The organism is Micromonospora marina (genome assembly GCF_900091565.1).
Classification (GTDB): domain Bacteria; phylum Actinomycetota; class Actinomycetes; order Mycobacteriales; family Micromonosporaceae; genus Micromonospora; species Micromonospora marina.
Window position 1 is genome coordinate 311,022 of record NZ_FMCV01000002.1, and the last position, 16,632, is coordinate 327,653.

Annotated in this window: 16 protein-coding genes and 1 pseudogene; 7 read left to right on the forward strand and 10 right to left on the reverse strand. The window is 74.0% G+C overall.

The window, feature by feature from the left end; all coding sequences use genetic code 11:
- Window positions 1-5: 5 nt before the first annotated feature.
- Window positions 6-635 (forward strand): prepilin peptidase, encoded by a 630-nt coding sequence (locus GA0070215_RS04015; protein ID WP_091041855.1) that lies wholly within the window; start codon window positions 6-8, stop codon window positions 633-635.
- Window positions 636-644: 9 nt separating this feature from the next.
- Here GA0070215_RS04015 and GA0070215_RS04020 read toward each other — a convergent pair whose 3' ends face one another.
- From GA0070215_RS04020 to GA0070215_RS04040, 5 genes are all read right to left on the reverse strand, one after another.
- Window positions 645-3,830 (reverse strand): UvrD-helicase domain-containing protein, encoded by a 3,186-nt coding sequence (locus tag GA0070215_RS04020; protein WP_091041861.1) that lies wholly within the window; start codon window positions 3,828-3,830, stop codon window positions 645-647.
- Between the two features lie 94 nt (window positions 3,831-3,924).
- Window positions 3,925-5,187 carry a metallophosphoesterase gene (locus GA0070215_RS04025; RefSeq protein ID WP_036346331.1) on the reverse strand — a complete coding sequence of 421 codons (1,263 nt, stop codon included), beginning with the start codon at window positions 5,185-5,187 and terminating at the stop codon, window positions 3,925-3,927.
- A 20-nt stretch (window positions 5,188-5,207) separates the two neighbouring features.
- Window positions 5,208-5,453, reverse strand: a complete 246-nt coding sequence (locus tag GA0070215_RS04030) for a MoaD/ThiS family protein (RefSeq protein WP_018787484.1) — start codon at window positions 5,451-5,453, stop codon at window positions 5,208-5,210.
- A gap of 2 nt (window positions 5,454-5,455) precedes the next feature.
- Window positions 5,456-6,469 (reverse strand): GTP 3',8-cyclase MoaA, encoded by a 1,014-nt coding sequence (gene moaA, locus GA0070215_RS04035; protein ID WP_091041866.1) that lies wholly within the window; start codon window positions 6,467-6,469, stop codon window positions 5,456-5,458.
- The gene (locus GA0070215_RS04040; protein ID WP_018787482.1) at window positions 6,466-7,380 is read right to left on the reverse strand and encodes a fructosamine kinase family protein; all 915 of its coding nucleotides are present in this window, start codon (window positions 7,378-7,380) and stop codon (window positions 6,466-6,468) included. The genes moaA and GA0070215_RS04040 overlap by 4 nt, the downstream gene beginning before the upstream one ends.
- A 152-nt stretch (window positions 7,381-7,532) precedes the next feature.
- Between GA0070215_RS04040 and GA0070215_RS04045 the strand changes: the two are divergent.
- Window positions 7,533-8,737 (forward strand): annotated as a pseudogene (locus GA0070215_RS04045) (DUF4192 domain-containing protein).
- A gap of 80 nt (window positions 8,738-8,817) precedes the next feature.
- On the opposite strand, the gene fdhD reads toward GA0070215_RS04045, so the two are convergent.
- On the reverse strand, window positions 8,818-9,672 hold the full coding sequence (gene fdhD, locus GA0070215_RS04050) for a formate dehydrogenase accessory sulfurtransferase FdhD (RefSeq protein ID WP_091041872.1): 855 nt from the start codon (window positions 9,670-9,672) through the stop codon (window positions 8,818-8,820).
- Window positions 9,673-9,921: 249 nt separating this feature from the next.
- On the opposite strand from fdhD, the gene mobA reads away from it, so the two are divergent.
- The 3 genes from mobA (at window position 9,922) to GA0070215_RS04065 (ending at window position 12,124) form a co-directional block, all read left to right on the forward strand.
- A complete protein-coding gene (gene mobA, locus GA0070215_RS04055; protein ID WP_091041876.1) occupies window positions 9,922-10,677 on the forward strand; it encodes a molybdenum cofactor guanylyltransferase in 756 nt (251 codons plus the stop codon).
- Window positions 10,674-10,931, forward strand: a complete 258-nt coding sequence (locus GA0070215_RS04060) for a DUF6457 domain-containing protein (protein ID WP_091042153.1) — start codon at window positions 10,674-10,676, stop codon at window positions 10,929-10,931. Before mobA ends, GA0070215_RS04060 begins: the two co-directional genes overlap by 4 nt.
- Window positions 10,932-10,996: 65 nt before the next feature.
- A complete protein-coding gene (locus GA0070215_RS04065) occupies window positions 10,997-12,124 on the forward strand; it encodes a T3SS (YopN, CesT) and YbjN peptide-binding chaperone 1 (protein ID WP_091041881.1) in 1,128 nt (375 codons plus the stop codon).
- Window positions 12,125-12,130: 6 nt separating this feature from the next.
- On the opposite strand, the gene GA0070215_RS04070 is transcribed toward GA0070215_RS04065, so the two are convergent.
- Both GA0070215_RS04070 and GA0070215_RS04075 read right to left on the reverse strand, forming a co-directional pair.
- On the reverse strand, window positions 12,131-12,406 hold the full coding sequence (locus GA0070215_RS04070) for a zinc-binding dehydrogenase (protein ID WP_018787476.1): 276 nt from the start codon (window positions 12,404-12,406) through the stop codon (window positions 12,131-12,133).
- 60 nt (window positions 12,407-12,466) lie between these two features.
- A complete protein-coding gene (locus GA0070215_RS04075) occupies window positions 12,467-12,925 on the reverse strand; it encodes an Lrp/AsnC family transcriptional regulator (RefSeq protein ID WP_026268389.1) in 459 nt (152 codons plus the stop codon).
- A gap of 59 nt (window positions 12,926-12,984) precedes the next feature.
- Between GA0070215_RS04075 and ddaH the strand changes: the two genes are divergently transcribed.
- Window positions 12,985-13,818: a dimethylargininase gene (ddaH, locus tag GA0070215_RS04080; RefSeq protein ID WP_341844948.1), complete on the forward strand. Its 834-nt coding sequence runs from the start codon at window positions 12,985-12,987 to the stop codon at window positions 13,816-13,818.
- Window positions 13,819-13,886: 68 nt separating this feature from the next.
- On the opposite strand, the gene GA0070215_RS04085 is transcribed toward ddaH, so the two are convergent.
- Window positions 13,887-15,107 (reverse strand): ABC transporter substrate-binding protein, encoded by a 1,221-nt coding sequence (locus GA0070215_RS04085; protein WP_091041884.1) that lies wholly within the window; start codon window positions 15,105-15,107, stop codon window positions 13,887-13,889.
- A gap of 48 nt (window positions 15,108-15,155) precedes the next feature.
- A complete protein-coding gene (locus tag GA0070215_RS04090; RefSeq protein ID WP_018787472.1) occupies window positions 15,156-15,983 on the reverse strand; it encodes an alpha/beta hydrolase family protein in 828 nt (275 codons plus the stop codon).
- A 57-nt stretch (window positions 15,984-16,040) separates the two neighbouring features.
- On the opposite strand from GA0070215_RS04090, the gene GA0070215_RS04095 reads away from it, so the two are divergent.
- Window positions 16,041-16,631 carry a bacterial proteasome activator family protein gene (locus GA0070215_RS04095; protein ID WP_026268387.1) on the forward strand — a complete coding sequence of 197 codons (591 nt, stop codon included), beginning with the start codon at window positions 16,041-16,043 and terminating at the stop codon, window positions 16,629-16,631.
- Window position 16,632 lies beyond the last annotated feature (1 nt).

Sequence of the window (16,632 nt, forward strand, 5' to 3'; positions counted from 1 at the left end):
CGCCCGTGTCGGCGCTGCTGGTGACGGGAATCGCGCTGCTCGGTGCGGCGGTCGGGTGGGCCGCGGTCCCGGTCGGCCGGTCCGTTGTCACCGGTCCCGCCGGCGGCGCCCCCTGCCGATACACGTTCGCCCTGGTCGGCGTCGTGGTGTTCGGCGGGCTCGCCGCCGCCCGGCCCGCCGATCCGGCGCTGCCCGCACTGCTGCTGGTCGCCGCCGCCGGGCTGGTCCTCGTGGTCACCGACGTGACAGCGCTGCGGCTGCCCGACCCGCTCGTCGGCCTGGTCGCGCTCGGCGGCGGCCTCGGCCCGGCCGCTGCCACGGCGGCGACCGGCGAGCCGCGCCGCCTGGCCGTCGCGGCGGCCGGTGCCGCGCTCTCCTTCACCGGGTACGCGCTGCTGGCGCTGCTGCCCCGCGCCCGGCTCGGCTTCGGCGACGTGAAGCTCGCCGCCGCGCTCGGGCTGCCGCTGGGCTGGCTCGGCTGGCCGGCGTTGCGGCTCGGGCTGCTCCTGCCGCACGTGCTCGCCGGGGTGGCGGTGCTCGTCCTGCTCGCCGCCGGCCGGGTACGCCGGGACACACCGGTGCCGTTCGGCCCGGCGCTGCTCGGCGGCGCGTGGCTCGCCGCCGTCCTCACCTGAGAAGTGCCGTCAGATCAACCGGAGCTGGTGGTCCTTCGGACGGCGGGGTTCGGTCGCGTCCAGGCGCTCGAACAGCGCCGGGTCGATCACGTCGAGGAACGGTGTCGGGCGGGTGTCGCGTTCCGCCCCGTGCCGGGCGCGGCGGCCCGCGTGGCTGACGTACAGCCGGTCCTGCGCCCGGGTCAGCCCGACGAAGAACAGCCGCCGCTCCTCGGCCACCGCGTCGTCGTCCGGCTCGGAGCCGGGCCACCGCAGCGGCAACAGGCCGTCCTCGGCGCCCACCAGGAACACCACCGGGAACTCCAGCCCCTTCGCGGCGTGCAGCGTGAGCAGCGTGACCGCCTCGGCGCGCGGGTCGAGCGCGTCCACCTCCGCGCCGGTGGCGAGCTGGTTGAGGAACAGGGCGAGGTCGTCGCCGCAGCGCCGGGCCAGCGGCGTGAGCAGGTCCACCGCCGTGCGGACGTCCTCGGGGCGTACCGCGCCGGTGCCGTCGAGCGTGGGCACGGCGAAGCGCTCGGCCAGGATCTGGCCGGCCTGGCGTACCCGGGCGGTGAGCGAATCGTCGAGACCGGCGTGGCGCAGCTCGCGTGCAATGGCCGGCACGCCGGGCCGGTCGCGCAGCCGGTCGTGCGAGCGCTTCTGCACCGGGATGTTCGCCCGCGCCAGCGCGTCCACGATCGGCGCGGCCTGCGCGTCGGTGCGGTACAGCACCGCGATGTCGGAGAAGGACAGCGAGGTGGCCCGCCCGTCGATCCGGCCCGAGTCGAGCGAGCGGTGGGACAGCCCGCCGACCAGCTCGTCCACGGTACGGACCACGAAGTCGGCCTCGTCGGCCACCGAACTCGCCGCGTACCGGCCGACCAGCGGCGCCTCCGGGTCGAGCCGGGCCGGGTCGAGGCGCCGACCGCGCACCAGCGACGACGGCGCGATTGCCTGCACGGCGGCGGCCAGGATCGGCGCCGAGGAGCGGTAGTTGCGGTTCAGCCGGACCAGCCGCGCGTCGGCGAAGTCCTGCGAGAACCGCAGGAAGTAGCCCACGTCGGCGCCCCGGAACGAGTAGATCGCCTGGTCCGGGTCGCCGATCGCGCACAGGTTCCCGTCCGGCGGGCTGAGCAGCCGCAGCAGCTCGTACTGCACCGCGTCGACGTCCTGGTACTCGTCGACGAAGATCCACTTCCATCGCTCGCGGTACTCGCGCACCAGCTTCCGGTCACCCCTGAGCAGCGCCACCGGAAGCGTCAGCAGCTCGTCCAGGTCGACCAGGTCCCGCTTGCGCAGCAACGCCGCGTACCGCTCGTCGTCCTCGCCCGCCTCGGCGCGCGCGGCCGCACGGTCGGCGTCGTCGGCGATCCGGAAGTCCGCCGGCAGCCCGACCGCCGCCGCGTTCTCCCGCAGCACGGTCAGGCCGAGCGCGTGGAACGTGCCCACAGTGACGTCCTCGGCGACCGGGCCGAGCAGCCCGTCCAGCCGGTGCCGCAGCTCCTCGGCCGCCCGCCGGGTGAACGTGATCGCCAGGCACTGATCGGGGAAGACGTTCAGCTCCGCGCAGAGGTACGCGATCCGGTGCGTGAGCGTCCGCGTCTTGCCGGTACCCGGACCGGCCACGATCAGCAGCGGACCACCGGGCGCCGACGCGGCCACCCGCTGCATCGCGTCCAGCCGGTCGAGCAGACCGGTACCGACCTCCTCCATCCCGGCGAGCATCGGCTCGAACGGCTCGTGCGGAGACGGCGGCGGCGCGATCGGGGGCGCGGACGGCGGCGTGCGCTTCGGCTCCGGCCGGGCCGCCGCCGGGCGCTTGGCCTTCGGCTTCGGCGCCGACTCCGCCGGTCGCCGCGGCGCGGGCACCGGTACGTCGAACAGGGTCTCCTGCCCGGCCCGGGCACCCGCGGCGCCCAGTTCCGCCGGATCGAACAGCGTGATCACGCCGTACTCCCCGTCGAAGCCCGGCACCCGACGCACGTCGCCGCGGCGCAGCCGGCCGATGCCCTCCGCGAGCAGTTCACCGCCGACCCGGCTGATCTCGGAGATCGGGGTACGCGTGAGGATCTCCAACTCCGGGCCGAGCGCGGCGATCAGCTCGTTGAGCTTGCCCTCGACCTTCTTCGACCGCGCGCCGACCCGGTTCAGCTCGCCCAGGATCTCGGCCAGCGGCACCAGGTGGGTCACCTCGCGCGCGTGCGCCGGCCGGTGCCCCGCCGGGCGGTCCGCCAGCTCCTCGACCCGGCTGAGCACACCCACCGTCAGCGGCTTGCCGCACTCCGGGCAGCGTCCGCCCGCCTCGCGGGTCCGCTCCGGCGACCAGTTCACGCCGCACAGCCGGTGCCCGTCGGCGTGGTACTTGCCCTCCTCCGGGAAGAACTCGACGGTGCCCGCCAGCCCGTCGCCGGTACGCAACGCCTCACGGATGGCGAAGTAGTCGCGGGCGGCGGTGAGAACCGTGGCCTCCCGGGCCAGCGCGGGCGGCGAGTGGGCGTCCGAGTTCGACACCAGCTGGTAGCGGTCCAGGCTGCCGACCCGCCAGTTCATCTCCGGGTCGGACGACAGACCGGTCTCCACGGCGAAGATGTGCTCGGCCAGGTCCGCGTAGCAGTCGGCGATCGCGTCGAAGCCGGACTTCGAGCCGAGCGCGGAGAACCAGGGCGTCCAGATGTGCGCGGGCACCAGATAGCCGTCCGGGCTCGCCTCCAGCGTGATCTCCAGCAGGTCGCGGGAGTCCAGCCCGAGGATCGGCCGGCCGTCCGAGCCGAGGTTGCCGATCCGGCCCAGCGCGGTGTTGAACCGGGCCACCGCGTCCAGGTCCGGCAGGTAGATCAGGTGGTGCACCTTACGCGTGCGGTCGTCGCGCTTGTAGATCGTGGAGATCTCCACGCTCAGCATGAACCGGACCGGGTCCGCCTCCGCCGCACCGGCCAGCCGGGGCGGCAGCCGCCGGGCCACGTCCCGCTCCGCGTCGGGCGACAGCCGGTACAGGCCCGGCTCGGCCGGGTGCAGCGTCTCGCGCAGGTGGTCGTACCAGGCGGGATGGGTGAAGTCGCCGGTGCCGAGCACGCCGATGCCCTTGCGCCGGGCCCACCAGGCCAGGTTCGGCAGGGTCAGGTCGCGGCTGCACGCGCGGGAGTACTTCGAGTGGATGTGCAGATCCGCGACGTACGGCGGGAGGCCACCGGGGGGTGCGGCGCTGAACGGAGGCACGCCGCATCCTGTCACGTCCGGTCCCCCGCCCGCCCGTCGCCACGCGTACGGGTGACCTGAGCAATGCGGTGCTGGACTCGGCGGCCCATGCACGCTATTGCGTGCGCAGCTCGACGAGCGTCACCTGGGGAGGCGCGCCCACCCGCACCGGCGGGCCCCAGAAACCGGCGCCGTTCGTGACGTAGACCTTCGTGCCGTCGACCTCGCCGAGACCGGAGACCACCGGCTGTTCGAGCTTCACCGCCAGGTTGAACGGCACCATCTGGCCGCCGTGGGTGTGCCCGGAGAGCTGGAGGTCGACGCCGAACTTCGCCGCCTCCTGCGCGGCCACCGGCTGGTGCGCCAGCAGCACCACCGGCCGGCTCGGGTCGCGGTCACCGAGGGCGGCGGCGTAGTCGGCGGGCGCGGCCAACCCCGTGCCGGCGGCGCTCACGTCGTTCACCCCGGCCAGGTCCAGTACGCCGCCCCGGGCCTGGATCTCCTGCCGCTCGTTCTGGAGCACCCGCAGGCCGAGCCGGTCCACCTCGCGGATCCACTCCTCGACGCCCGAGTAGTACTCGTGGTTGCCGGTGACGAAGAAGCTGCCGTACCGGGACTGCAGGTCGCGCAGCGGCTCGGCGGCCTCGCCCAGCTCGGCCACCGTGCCGTCGACCAGGTCACCGACCACGGCGACCAGGTCGGCGTCCATCCGGTTGATCATCGCGACGATCCGCTCGGTGTGCGCCCGGCCGCGCAGCGGCCCGAGGTGGATGTCGGAGACGGTGGCGATGCGCAGCCCGTCCATGCTGCGGGGCAGCTTCGCCAGCGGGATCTGCACCCGGTCGAGCTGCGGCGGACCCATCGCGGTGCGGACGCCGTACCCGGTGACGCCGACGGCGGTGAGCCCGGCGAAGATCGCCGCCCCGCGGGCGAGCAGCAGCCGCCGGGAGGGGTCGTGGTCCGGCGCGCTGGTGCCGGCCGGGGGCGCGTCGGCCGGGTCGACCGGCGGCGGCGCCGCACCCTCCGCCGAAGCCGCGCCGACGAGCACGGGCTCGGGCTCCGGGCCGGCGGCGATCGCCGAGCGGGCCCGGCGGCGCAGCACGAGCCGGGCCACTGCGGTCGGTACCTCCAGCACCAGCAGCAGCACCAGCAGGTAGAACATGAGCGCGATCCAGAGGTAACCGGGCCAGGCCAGCCAGTACCAGCCGTTGCGCGTGCCCGCCATGGTCACCGGTACGAGCACCGCCAGCGCCACGATCGCCACCCCACCGGCCCGGCGCCACCGCCCGGGGCGCGTGGTGTCCCGGACCAGCCGCTTCCACAGGTAGAGGTGGATCAGGCCGATCACGAGCACGACGAAGCCCAGGAATGTCGCCATGGCCAGCACGGGTGCCCCCCTCAGCCGCCCGCGAAGGGCGGCAGCACGTCCACCGTCGCCCCGGCCGGCAACAGTGCCCGTCGATCATGACAGGCCACACCGTCGACCAGGAAACTCGCCGCCTTCAGCACCACCGCGAGGCGCTCGCCGTGCCGGGCGGCCAGGTCGTCGAGGAGTTCGTCCAGGGACCGGCCGGCGGATGCGGTCTCCTCGGCGCGTCCCGCGGCCGCGCGGGCACCGGCGAAGTAGCGAACCGTCAGTTCCACCCTCAGCCTCCGATCGCCGACATCGAGCGTGCGGGCTGGAGGAACGTCGGGTCGTCGATGCCGTGCCCGGCCCGCTTGGCCCACATCGCGGCGCGCCAGCGGCGGGCCAGCTCCTCGTCGTCCGCGCCGTCGCGCATCGCGCCGCGCAGGTCCGACTCCTCGGTGGCGAACAGGCAGTTGCGCACCTGGCCGTCGGCGGTGAGCCGGGTGCGGTCACAGTCGCCGCAGAACGGCCGGGTCACGCTGGCGATCACCCCGACCCGGGCCGGCCCGCCGTCCACCAGCCACGTTTCGGCCGGCGCCGCGCCGCGCTCGGACGGGTCCGGCGTCAACGCGAACGCGGTGTGCAGGGAGGCCAGGATCTCGTCGGCGGTGACCATTGTCGAACGGTCCCAGCCGTGCTGGGCGTCGAGCGGCATCTGCTCGATGAACCGCAGCTCGTAGCCGTGCACGAGCGCGAACCGGAGCAGCGCGGGCGCCTCGTCGTCGTTCGTGCCGCGCATGAGCACCGAGTTGATCTTCACCGGGGTCAGCCCGGCTTCCGCGGCCCCGGCCAGCCCGGCGAGCACCTCGGCGAGCCGGTCGCGGCGGGTCAGCGCGGTGAACCGGTCCCGGTCCAGCGTGTCGAGCGAGACGTTGACGCGGTCCAGCCCGACGGCACGCAGCGCCGGCGCCATGCGGGCCAGGCCGATGCCGTTCGTGGTCAGCGAGATGCGCGGCCGGGGCGTGAGCGCGGCGACCGCCGCCACGATGCCCGGTAGGCCCGGCCTGATCAGCGGCTCACCGCCGGTGAAGCGCACCTCGGTGATGCCGAGCCGGGCCACCGCGAGACCCACCAGCCGGATGATCTCGTCGTCGGTGAGCAGTTTCGGACCGGCCAGCCAGGGCAGGCCCTCCGCCGGCATGCAGTAGGTGCAGCGCAGGTTGCACTTGTCGGTGAGCGAGACCCGCAGGTCCCGGGCGACACGGCCGTACCGGTCGGCGAGGCCGCCGTCGGCCGTCCGGGGGGCGCTCATCTGTCGACCGTAGCGCGGTCGGGCCACCGGAGGGCGGCACGGGCGGTGGAGCGGACCGCGTCCGCGTACGCCGCGCCGAAGATCGCGGTGTGCACGAGCAGCAGATGCAGCTGATGGAGCGGCACCCGTTCCCGCCACCCGTCCGCCAGCGGCCACGCCTCCCGGTAGGCGGTCATGATCCGGTCCAGGTGCGGCGGACCGCCGAACAGCGCGAGCTGCGCCAGGTCGGTCTCGCGGTGGCCACCGTGGGCGGCCGGATCGACCAGCCAGACCCGGCCGTCGGCGCCCCAGAGCAGGTTGCCCGGCCAGAGATCACCGTGCAGCCGGGCCGGCGGCTCGTCGCCGCCGAACTCGCCGATCCGCTCGGCGACCTGTTCGACGAGCGCCGCCCCGGCGGCGTCGAGCCCACCGCCGTCGACCGACAAGCGCAGGTAGGGCAGCAGGCGGCGGCGGGCGAACCAGTCCGGCCAGGGGCCGGGGTCGGGCGTGTTGTCCTGCGGCAGCGCGCCGATGAACCCCTGCCAGTCCGCGCCGAAGGCGGGTGCCCCGGCCTGGTGCAGCCCGGCCAGGTCGCGGCCGAACGCCTCCGCGGCCTCCGGCGTCGGCTCGCCGGGCTCCACCCAGTCGAGCGCCAGCAGGTCGGGCAACGCGACGAGGACATCCGGTACGGGCGCCGCGCCGGCCTCCCGCAGCCAGCGCAGCCCGGCCGCCTCGGCGGCGAAGAAGCCCTCCGGCAGCGGACGCGCCGCCCGTTCCGGCCAGGTCTTGGCGAACACCGAGTGCCCGTCGTCGAGGGTGAGCCGGGAGGCGGCGCAGATGTCACCGCCGGAGACCGGGGTCTCCCGGATCCGCTGGTGGGTCAGGAAGGTCGGCAGGTGCTCCGGGTGTGCCCGCAGGTACGCCAGGTCCATGTGCGCAAGGTAGCGGTTACCCCGGACATCCGGTTGTCGAGCGGCGCCCCCGATCGCCGCTGAACTGGGCGGATACGCTCCGTATCTGTGGATGGACCGCGTGTTGTACACAGGGGCGGACGCGGCGGGGCGCGACCGCGGACGCTCCCGGCATGAACTCCACCGAGTCAGCGCGTCTCTCCGTCCGTTCGCCGGCCGACATGGTCGCGGCCGTGCCCTATCTGCTCGGCTTCCATCCCGCCGACAGCGTCGTGGTGGTCGCGGTACGCGGCCGGCGCGTCGTCTTCGCCGCCCGTGGTGACCTGCCCGCACCGGGTGCCGACCCCGGCCCGGCGGCCCGGCACCTGGCTCAGGTGGCGGCCCGGCAGGACGCCGACGCCGCCACCGTCGTCGGCTACGGTCCGGCCGCCCGGGTGACGGGTGTGGTGGACGCGATCGGCGACGCGCTGACCGCCACCGGCCTGGTCGTGCTCGACGCGTTGCGGGTCACCGAGGGCCGCTGGTTCTCGTACCTGTGCACCGAGCCGTCCTGCTGCCCGCCCGAGGGCACCCCGTACGACCCGGCCGCCAGCCAGGTCAGCGCGGCGGCCGTGTTCGCCGGTCAGGTCGCCCTGCCCGATCGGGCCGCACTCGCGGCGCAGGTGTCCCCGCTCGACGGGCCGGTCCGGCTCGCCATGCGCCGCGCCACCGGTCGGGCGCGCATCCGCCTGGCCGCGCTCACCGGACGGCCGCCCGCTCCGTCGGACGCGAGCCCGGCCGGTGGCGCGCCGGCCGACGGCCCCGGGCCGGGTGGGCAGTCGCCGGTTCCGGCCGTCGATTCCGGGCCGGGTGGGCAGTTTCCGGTTCCGGCCGTCGATCCCGGGCCGGGCGGTGACGCGCAGGCACTGGCCGGCGGTCTCGTGCCGGGTGGGGAGCCGCGGGCCGTGCGCACGGCTGGCACTGCGGCTGTGCGTGCCGCCTTCCGCCGCCAGCGGCGCGGCGAGCGGCTGGACGACGACGAGGCGGCCTGGCTGACAGTGCTTCTCACCCACGTGGCGGTACGTGATCACGCCTGGTCCCGCACCGACGGCCGGGACGCCGACATCAGCCTCTGGACCGACGTGCTGCGACGTGCCGAGCCGGACCTGATCGCCGCGCCGGGCTGCCTGCTCGCGTTTGCCGCGTGGCGCTCGGGGCACGGGGCACTGGCCGCTGTCGCGCTGGAACGGGTGCTGTCCGCTCACCCCGGCTACTCGCTCGCGGTGCTGCTCGACGAGGCGCTCCGGCGGGGCGTCGCGCCGTCCGCGCTGGACGGGCGGCCCGGTTCCGGCGACGGCGGGGTGTGCTGCGGCGCCGCCGACGTCGGCCCCGCCGGTGACCGCTCTCACCCGTCCGCCGGACCGGTCCCGCCGGTGACCGCTCACCCGCCTGCCGGATCCGCCCCGTCCAGGACTGCGGTCAGCCGCCGACGCGCGCCGCACCGGTGTAGACGTTCATGGTCGGTCCGCGCAGGAAGCCGACCAGCGTCATCCCGGCCTCCTCGGCCAGTTCGACAGCGAGCGTGCTGGGTGCGGACACCGCCGCGAGCAGTGGCACGCCCGCCATCCACGCCTTCTGGGTGAGTTCGAAGCTGGCCCGTCCGGAGACCAGCAGCACGTGTCCGGCCAGCGGCAGCCGCCCTTCCCGGGTGGCCCAGCCGAGCACCTTGTCCACCGCGTTGTGCCGCCCGACGTCCTCGCGGAGCACGACCAGCTCCCCGGCGGGGGTGAAGAGTCCCGCGGCGTGCAGGCCGCCCGTGCGGTCGAAGGCGCGCTGCGCGGTGCGCAGCCGGTCCGGTAGCCCGGCCAGCAGGTCGGCGGTGACCACCAGCGGGTCGTCCCGCACCGCGAACCGCGAGCGGGTCCGCACCGACTCGATGCTCGCCTTGCCGCATACGCCGCACGAACTGGTGGTGTAGAAGTTGCGCGCCGGGTCGGTCACGGGCTCCGGCACACCGGGCGAGAGCACCACGTCGACCACGTTGTAGGTGTTAGGGGTCTCCGCCCCGGCGCAGAGCTGCGCCGTGTGCACGTCCTCCGCCGACCGGATCAACCCTTCGGTGAGCAGGAATCCGATCGCCAGGTCCAGGTCGTCGCCGGGCGTACGCATGGTCACCGCCAGCGGACGGCGTCGGCCCGGCCCGGCCGTGCCGACGCGGATCTCCAGTGGCTCCTCCACGGCCAGGGTGTCCTGCCGGCGGATCCGCTCCCGTCCGTCAGCGGCCGCGTCGAGGTCGATCCGCAGCACACCACGCCGATCCGTCGCCCGTCCCATGCCGCCATCCTTCCCGGGCGCTCCGCCGCCCGCACCTCGCCCCGCACCTTCCCGCTCTCGCCGCCCCGGCCCGGTCCGTCCGGCCCAGGTCCGATGATCGACACCAGTTCGGCGAGGTGCGGCATCGGAGGGCCCTGGATGCCACCACGTCGGCGGAGAGCAGTGGATCAACGTCGGAAAGCCGCCATCCACCCCGGGCGGAGGTCCGAGCCGGGACGCGGCGGTCGCGGCTGTGGCTAGGGTGAGGCGGTGACGGGGTACGCGGCGATCCTGCTCGCCGGTGGCGCGGCCCGGCGGATGGGCGGCGTGGACAAGCCGGCCCGCGCGGTCGGCGGCCGGTCGATGCTGCACCGGGTGCTGGGCGCGGTGGCCGACGCGGACCAGCGGATCGTGGTCGGCTCGTCCGGCCCGGTGCCCGAGGGAGTCCGGACGACCCGGGAGGAGCCGCCCGGCGGCGGTCCGGTGGCCGCCACAGCAGCCGGGTTGGCGTTGCTCGACCCCGGTACGACGACAGTCGCAGTGCTCGCCGCCGACCTGCCGCTGCTCACCACCGCAGCGGTGGCCGGGCTGCGACGCGCCCTCGCCGCCCCGACTGCCGGACCGGACGACGGCTCGACTAACGCCTCCGCCGCCGGACCGGACGACGGCTCGACTGACGCGTCCGCCGCCGAACCGGAGGAGGAGGCCGCGACGGCCGGGCCGGAACACGCTCCGGCCGCCGCCCGGCAGGAGGCGCTGGCGGGTGAGACCGCAGCGCTCGCCTGTTACGTGGACGGGGACGGGCGCCGCCAGCACCTCTGCGCGATCTGGCGGTTCGCGGACCTACGCGCCGCCCTCGACCGGCTCGCCGTGACGCGGGGCGGCTCGCTCGACGGCGCGCCGGTACGCGGGCTGCTGGCCGGCCTCGTCGTACGGGAGGTGTCCTGGTCCGGCTCGGGGCCGCCACCGTGGTTCGACTGCGACACTGACGAGGACGTACGCCGGGCGGAGGAGTGGACGAGATGACGGTGCTGGACGACTGGGTCACTGCGGTCTGCGCCGAACTGGACCTGGACCCGGCGGGGGTGCCCGTGCCGATGGTGCTCGACGTGGCCCGGGACGTGGCCCACCAGGTGGTCCGGCCGGGTGCGCCGGTCACGGCGTACCTGCTCGGGCTGGCGGTGGGGCGCGGCGCGGACCCGGCCGCGGCGGCCGAGCGGCTCAGCGCCCTGGCCGGTTGCTGGCCCGTCGACCTGGGCGGTTCCACACCTGGGGATTAGCGCCTCGCACGGGATTCGGTCCCCTTCGCGCGTGGGTAGGGTGGCGGGAACGGACGGAGGCGATCATGACGGCAGACCACCCCTCGGCGCCGGTCGACAAGCCTGCCGGCGGCAAGCCGGAGCACCACGCCACCGGCAGCGCGCCGGAGCACCACGAGTCGATCCTGCTCGACGAGCCGACCACTGCTGATCTGCGGGCCAAGGTCACCGAGGCCTGGCGGGAGTTCGCCCGGGCGCTCGCCGACCGGCTGCGCGGGCTGCCCTCCGGCGGGCACCTGGAGGTCACGCTCGACCCGACCGCCTCGGGCACCGGCGACGCCGTCTACTCGGTGAGCGTGGACGCGGGCGCGGAGGGGCGCCTCTCGGCCCGCGCGGTGGGCAACGCCACCCTGCCGCAGGGCTACCGGCTGGACCGGGCCGCGGTGGCCGACATGGTGGCGCTCGGCTGGTCGCCGCCGGGTGTGGTGCCGGGCTCGGGTGAGCAGTTCGGGCTGGACTGCGGCACCGACGAGGCCACCCGGCTGGCCGCTGTGCTGTCCCGGACGCTGCGTGACGTCTACGGCGCCCCGCACCCGGCCTTCCTCGTCTACCTGGTGCACGACGCCGAGGGCGAGGCGTTGCCGGTGGAGCCGCTCGGTACCGCGCGCGGCGAGTTCGGCCCGGACCGGGACGTCGAGGCCGACCTGGACGAGGCGCTGGCCGCGGCGGCGGCCGCGCAGTCCGGCGAGAACGACGTGCTGGCCCTGGAGGAGCGGGTCCGCACGGTCGTGTCGACCATGCTGAAGTCCGCGTCCGACCAGCTCCAGGTCGACTCCGACGGTGACATCAACATCCGGGCCGGTTCGGCCATGGTCTTCGTCCGGGTACGCGACAATCCGCCGCTGGTGGACGTCTTCTCGCCGGTGCTGACCGAGGTCGAGCCGACCGAGCGCCTCTACGTGAAGCTCTCCGAGCTGACCAACCGGATGCCGATCGGCCGGCTCTACTGCGCCGACGACACGGTGTGGGCGTCGATCCCGGTGTTCGGCCGCAACTTTCAGGCCACCCACCTGATGCTCGCGGTGCAGGTGATGACCGGGCTCGCCGACGAACTGGACGACCGACTGCACGGCGAGTTCGGCGGCAAGCGCTTCTTCGGCGAGGGCGACAAGCCGGCCCGGGCGCAGGAGCACCGCACCGGCATGTACCTCTGAGCCGGATCAGCGCACGTCGAGCAGCGTCTTGCCGACTGTCTCCCGGGCCTCGATCGCGGCGTGCGCGTCGGCGGCGCGTTCCAGCGGGAAGCGCTGCCCGATCACCGGCGGTTCGGCGCCGAACGGCCCGAAGCCGCTGGCCCGGAACATCGTCTCGACGAACGTGATGTTCGCGTGTGCCGCGTCGACGAGCACCTGGCCCGGTCCGGGTGCCGGGTCGGGCGCCGTCCCGGGCACGAGCATCTCCGGTTCGCCGAACTCCCGCAGCCACACCGCACGCATGCCGCCCCCTCGCCTCTCGCCGGTCACGGTGTCAGTGCACGACATGAAGCGGGGTTGAGGTCAAGGCGTTGACGGGCCGACGCCGGGGGACTCGACCAGCCGGGAGAGCACGATGGTGCTGCGCGACGAGGTGACGAACGATTCGGCGCGCAGCCGTTCGAGGGCTTCCTCCAGGTGGGCGATGTCCGCGGCGCGCAGGTGCACGAGTGCGTCCGCCTCGCCGGAGACGGTGTACGCGCCGACGACCTCGGGGTGCCGGCGGGCGGCGGCGCCGATCTGCGCCGGGGTGGTCCGGCCGGCGCAGAACAGCTCGACGAACGCCTCGGTGGTCCAGCCGACCGCGGCCGGGTCGACGACGGCGGTGAATCCCCGGATCACCCCGGCGGATCGGAGGCGGTCGACCCGTCGCTTGACTGCGGGGGCGGAGAGTGACACCCGGCTGCCGATGTCCGCGTACGAGGCGCGAGCATCCGCGACGAGCAACGCAATGATTCGCTGGTCGACCGCGTCTATCTGCAACGTTCTGCTCCCGGGAAGCAATGCTTGTGGCTGTTACCAAAGTTGTACCGTACCTACTCTTGGTGACCGTGAACCAGCAGCGAGTCTCGCGAAAGCGGACATATCTCATGTGCTCGCCCGAGCACTTCACGGTCGAGTACGCGATCAACCCGTGGATGGACGTGACCACGCCGGTCGACGCCGGCCTGGCCGTCAAGCAGTGGGACCGGCTGCGGGAGACGCTCGTCGCGCTGGGCCACGAGGTGCACCTGCTCACCCCCGAGGCGGGCCTGCCGGACATGGTCTACGCGGCGAACGGCGCCTTCGTGGTCGACGGCACCGTCTACGGCGCCCGGTTCAAGCACGAGCAGCGGGCGGCCGAGGCCGCCGCGCATCGGGCGTTCTACGAGGAGCACGGCTGGCGGTTCATCGCGCCGAGCGAGACCAACGAGGGCGAGGGCGACTTCGCGTACCTGCCGGAGGCGCACGGCGGTCTGATCCTCGCCGGGTACGGCTTCCGGACCGAGCCGGCCGCGCACGCCGAGGCGCAGGAGGCGCTCGGACGGCCGGTGGTCTCGCTGCACCTGGTCGACCCGCGCTTCTACCACCTGGACGTCGCGTTGGCCTCGATCGACGACGAGAACGTCGTCTACTACCCGGGTGCCTTCTCCGCCGCCAGCCAGAAGGTGCTGGCCCAGCTGTTCCCGGACGCGATCGTCGCCGACGACGAGGACGCGCTGGCGTTCGGCCTCAACCTGGTCAGCGACGGGCTCAACGTGGTGCTGAACAACGAGGCGACCCGGCTCGCCGGCAAGTTGAAGGCGGCCGGCTACCACCCGGTCCCGGTGGAGCTGGCCGAGCTGAAGAAGGGCGGTGGCAGCGTGAAGTGCTGCATCGCCGAGCTGCGGCACTGAGCCACGCCTCGACGCGAAGGGCGGCCTCCCCGGTGGGGGACCGCCCTTCGCGCGTGTGTCGGTGCCGGTCAGCCCAGCGTCGCCAGCTCGTTGATCACCACGTTGGAGAGCAGCCGGCCGTCGGTCTGCACCCGGCGCAGGTACCACTTCTGCTGCGGGGTACGGGTCTGGTTGAACTGCCAGGTGCCGCGTGGGCTGTCCACCTGACCGATCTTGCCCAGCGCCAGGTTGACCTGCTGCGGTGAGGGGTTCGCCCCGGCCAGCCGGATCGCCTTGTCCAGCACCAGCGCGGCGTCGTAGGAGGCCATCGCGTACGTGGTGGGCGCCGAGTTGAACGTCTTCCGGTACGCCGAGGCGAAGATCCGGTTCGCGGTGTTGTTGAGGTCGGCCGAGTAGTTCAGCGCGGTCTCGATCCCGTACGACTGGATCAGCTTGCGCTCGCGGCCCTTCTCCCCGTCGTCGAGCTGGTCGAGCGCGGTGCCCTCGGTGAGGAACCCGGGGGCGTAGATCGGTCCCCGGTAGCCCTGGGCGTAGAGCTGCTTGACGAACTGCACGGCCTGCGCCCCGGAGTAGTGGCAGAACACCGCGTCCGGCTCGCGCTCGAGCGCCTTGCGGATCGGCCCGGAGTAGAGCGTCCGGGACGGGTTGGGGTCGTCTTCGGTGAAGATCGGGTCCTCGGTGAGCCGGCGGCCCCGCTCGTACGCGCGCCGCAGCCCTTCGATGACGTCCTGGCTGCCCGGGCCGCGGGTGCCGAACATGGCGATCCGGCTGGAGGCGTCCAGCTTCTGGCGCAGGTATTCGCCGAGCGCCTCGCCGGGCTCGGTCAGCACGTACGACGTGCGCCAGATGTAGACGACGCCCTGGAGCGTCGACGGGGAGGCGTTGGAGCCCAGCAGGGGCACCCGGGCCTCCTCGACCGCGTTCTTGATGCCGGTCATCACGGTCGGGCTGACCACGCCGGTGAGCGCGAGCACGCCCTCCTTGAGCAGCCGGTCGACGGCGGCCTTGCCGGTGGCGGCGGTCTCGCCCTCTTCGGCGGTCACGAGCGTGACCGGGTGGCCGGCGATCTGCTGACCTCGCATGCCGAGGAAGAGCTGGAAGCCGTTGGTGATCTCGTCGCCGACGGCCTTGTTCGCTCCGCTGCCGGGCACGATCAGCCCGACTTTGATCGGGCTGCCGGATCCGGTCTGCTCTTCGGAGTCGTCCCCGGATCCGCAACCCGCCGCCAGTCCGGTGGTACCCAGCGCGGCCAGCAGTTGCAGCGCCCGCCTGCGGTTCATCTGTGCCACCGATTTCCTCCCCGACAGGGTGGCCATGGTGCACACCCCTTCGGCGTTCTACCTGCTCGGCGACGCTGCGTCAATGCCCGGAAGATCATCGTGAAGCGACAGTAACGCCTCGACGACCCGGGGCCACGCGGCCGAGCCCGGCGCGATCAGCCCGAAATGCTCGCATTCAGGCAGCTCAACGAGCGTGGCGGTGCCTCCGGCGGCCCGATCCGCCGCCACCCAGGACCGGCTGATCGCGATCGGAACCTGGGCATCCCGATTTCCGTGGATTACTACCGTGCGTGATCGGATGGGTACCAATGCCGATGGATCCGTCGCCGCGTACCGGTCCGGCACGTCGTCCGGGCCGCCGCCGAGGAGCGCGGCCACCGCCCCACCGTCCAGGTCCAGCCGGTACGCCTGCGCGAGGTCGGCCACCGGTGCCAGCGCGAGCACCCCGCCGACCGTCTCCGGGGCGTGCGCGGCCACGTACAGGGCCAGGTGCCCGCCCGCGGAGTGACCGACCAGGATCGGCGGCACCTGTGCCACCCGGCCGGGCAGCGCGGCGGCGGCGAGTCCCGGCAGCGCGGCGATCCCGGCGCGGACGTCGGTGAGCGTGTGCGGCCGGCCTCCGCCCGGCCCGCCGGTCCGGCGGTACTCGATCTGCGCGACCGGGTGGCCGAGCGCGGCGAGCGCCGCCGCCATCGGGCCGGTGTGGGTCCGGTCGTACTCCACCCGCCAGAACCCGCCGTGCACCACCACCACGAGCGGCCGGGGCGGCCCGTCGCCGGCCGGAAGGCGCAGGTCGGCGCACTGGTCCGGGTGGTCGCCGTAGGAGACCGTGGCGTCCGGGGGCGGGGACGGGCGGGTAAGCACCTCGCGCGGGTCGGAGAGCATGCGGCGACGGTAGCGTCACCCGGTCCGGCCGCGTGCACGCGGCCGGCGTGGGTAAAGATGGGTGCCATGACCGAAGCGCACTCCGCCGCACACGACGACGAACAGGCCAACGATGGCATCCCCGGCACCGTGGTGGTGGTCGGGCCGGACGGCCGCCCGGTCGGCACGGTGCAGACCGACGAGGGCAAGGGCGAGGACCCGACCCGTCTGGTCGAGCAGCCGGCCAAGGTGATGCGGATCGGCAGCATGATCAAGCAGCTGCTGGAGGAGGTGAAGGCGGCGCCGCTCGACGACGCGAGCCGGCACCGGATGCGGGAGATCCACGAGCGCTCGATCGTCGAGCTGAAGGAGGGACTCGCGCCCGAGCTGCGCGAGGAACTGGAGCGGATCTCGCTGCCGTTCACCGAGCAGCAGGCGCCGAGCGAGGGCGAGCTGCGCATCGCCCACGCCCAGCTGGTGGGCTGGCTGGAAGGGCTGTTCCACGGCATCCAGGCCGCGCTGGTGGCCCAGCAGATGGCCGCCCGGGTCCAGCTGGAGCAGATGCGGTCCGGCCGCCAAGCGCTGCCGAGCGGCCCGGCCGGGATGATGCCGGGCATGCCGGGGATGCCCGGCAACAACGAGGGCCACGCCCCCGGCCAGTACCTGTAAC

Bases quoted from the DNA above. Each gene is read 5' to 3' on its own strand.
- GA0070215_RS04095 (WP_026268387.1), top strand. From the start codon at position 16,041: ATGGGTGCCATGACCGAAGCGCACTCCGCCGCACACGACGACGAACAG.
- moaA (WP_091041866.1), bottom strand. From the start codon at position 6,469: ATGAGCGCCCCCCGGACGGCCGACGGCGGCCTCGCCGACCGGTACGGC.
- GA0070215_RS04040 (WP_018787482.1), bottom strand. From the start codon at position 7,380: ATGGACCTGGCGTACCTGCGGGCACACCCGGAGCACCTGCCGACCTTC.
- GA0070215_RS04060 (WP_091042153.1), top strand. From the start codon at position 10,674: ATGACGGTGCTGGACGACTGGGTCACTGCGGTCTGCGCCGAACTGGAC.
- fdhD (WP_091041872.1), bottom strand. From the start codon at position 9,672: ATGGGACGGGCGACGGATCGGCGTGGTGTGCTGCGGATCGACCTCGAC.
- GA0070215_RS04065 (WP_091041881.1), top strand. From the start codon at position 10,997: ATGACGGCAGACCACCCCTCGGCGCCGGTCGACAAGCCTGCCGGCGGC.
- GA0070215_RS04090 (WP_018787472.1), bottom strand. From the start codon at position 15,983: ATGCTCTCCGACCCGCGCGAGGTGCTTACCCGCCCGTCCCCGCCCCCG.
- GA0070215_RS04070 (WP_018787476.1), bottom strand. From the start codon at position 12,406: ATGCGTGCGGTGTGGCTGCGGGAGTTCGGCGAACCGGAGATGCTCGTG.
- GA0070215_RS04025 (WP_036346331.1), bottom strand. From the start codon at position 5,187: ATGGCGACATTCCTGGGCTTCGTCGTGCTCGTGATCGGCCTGATCCAC.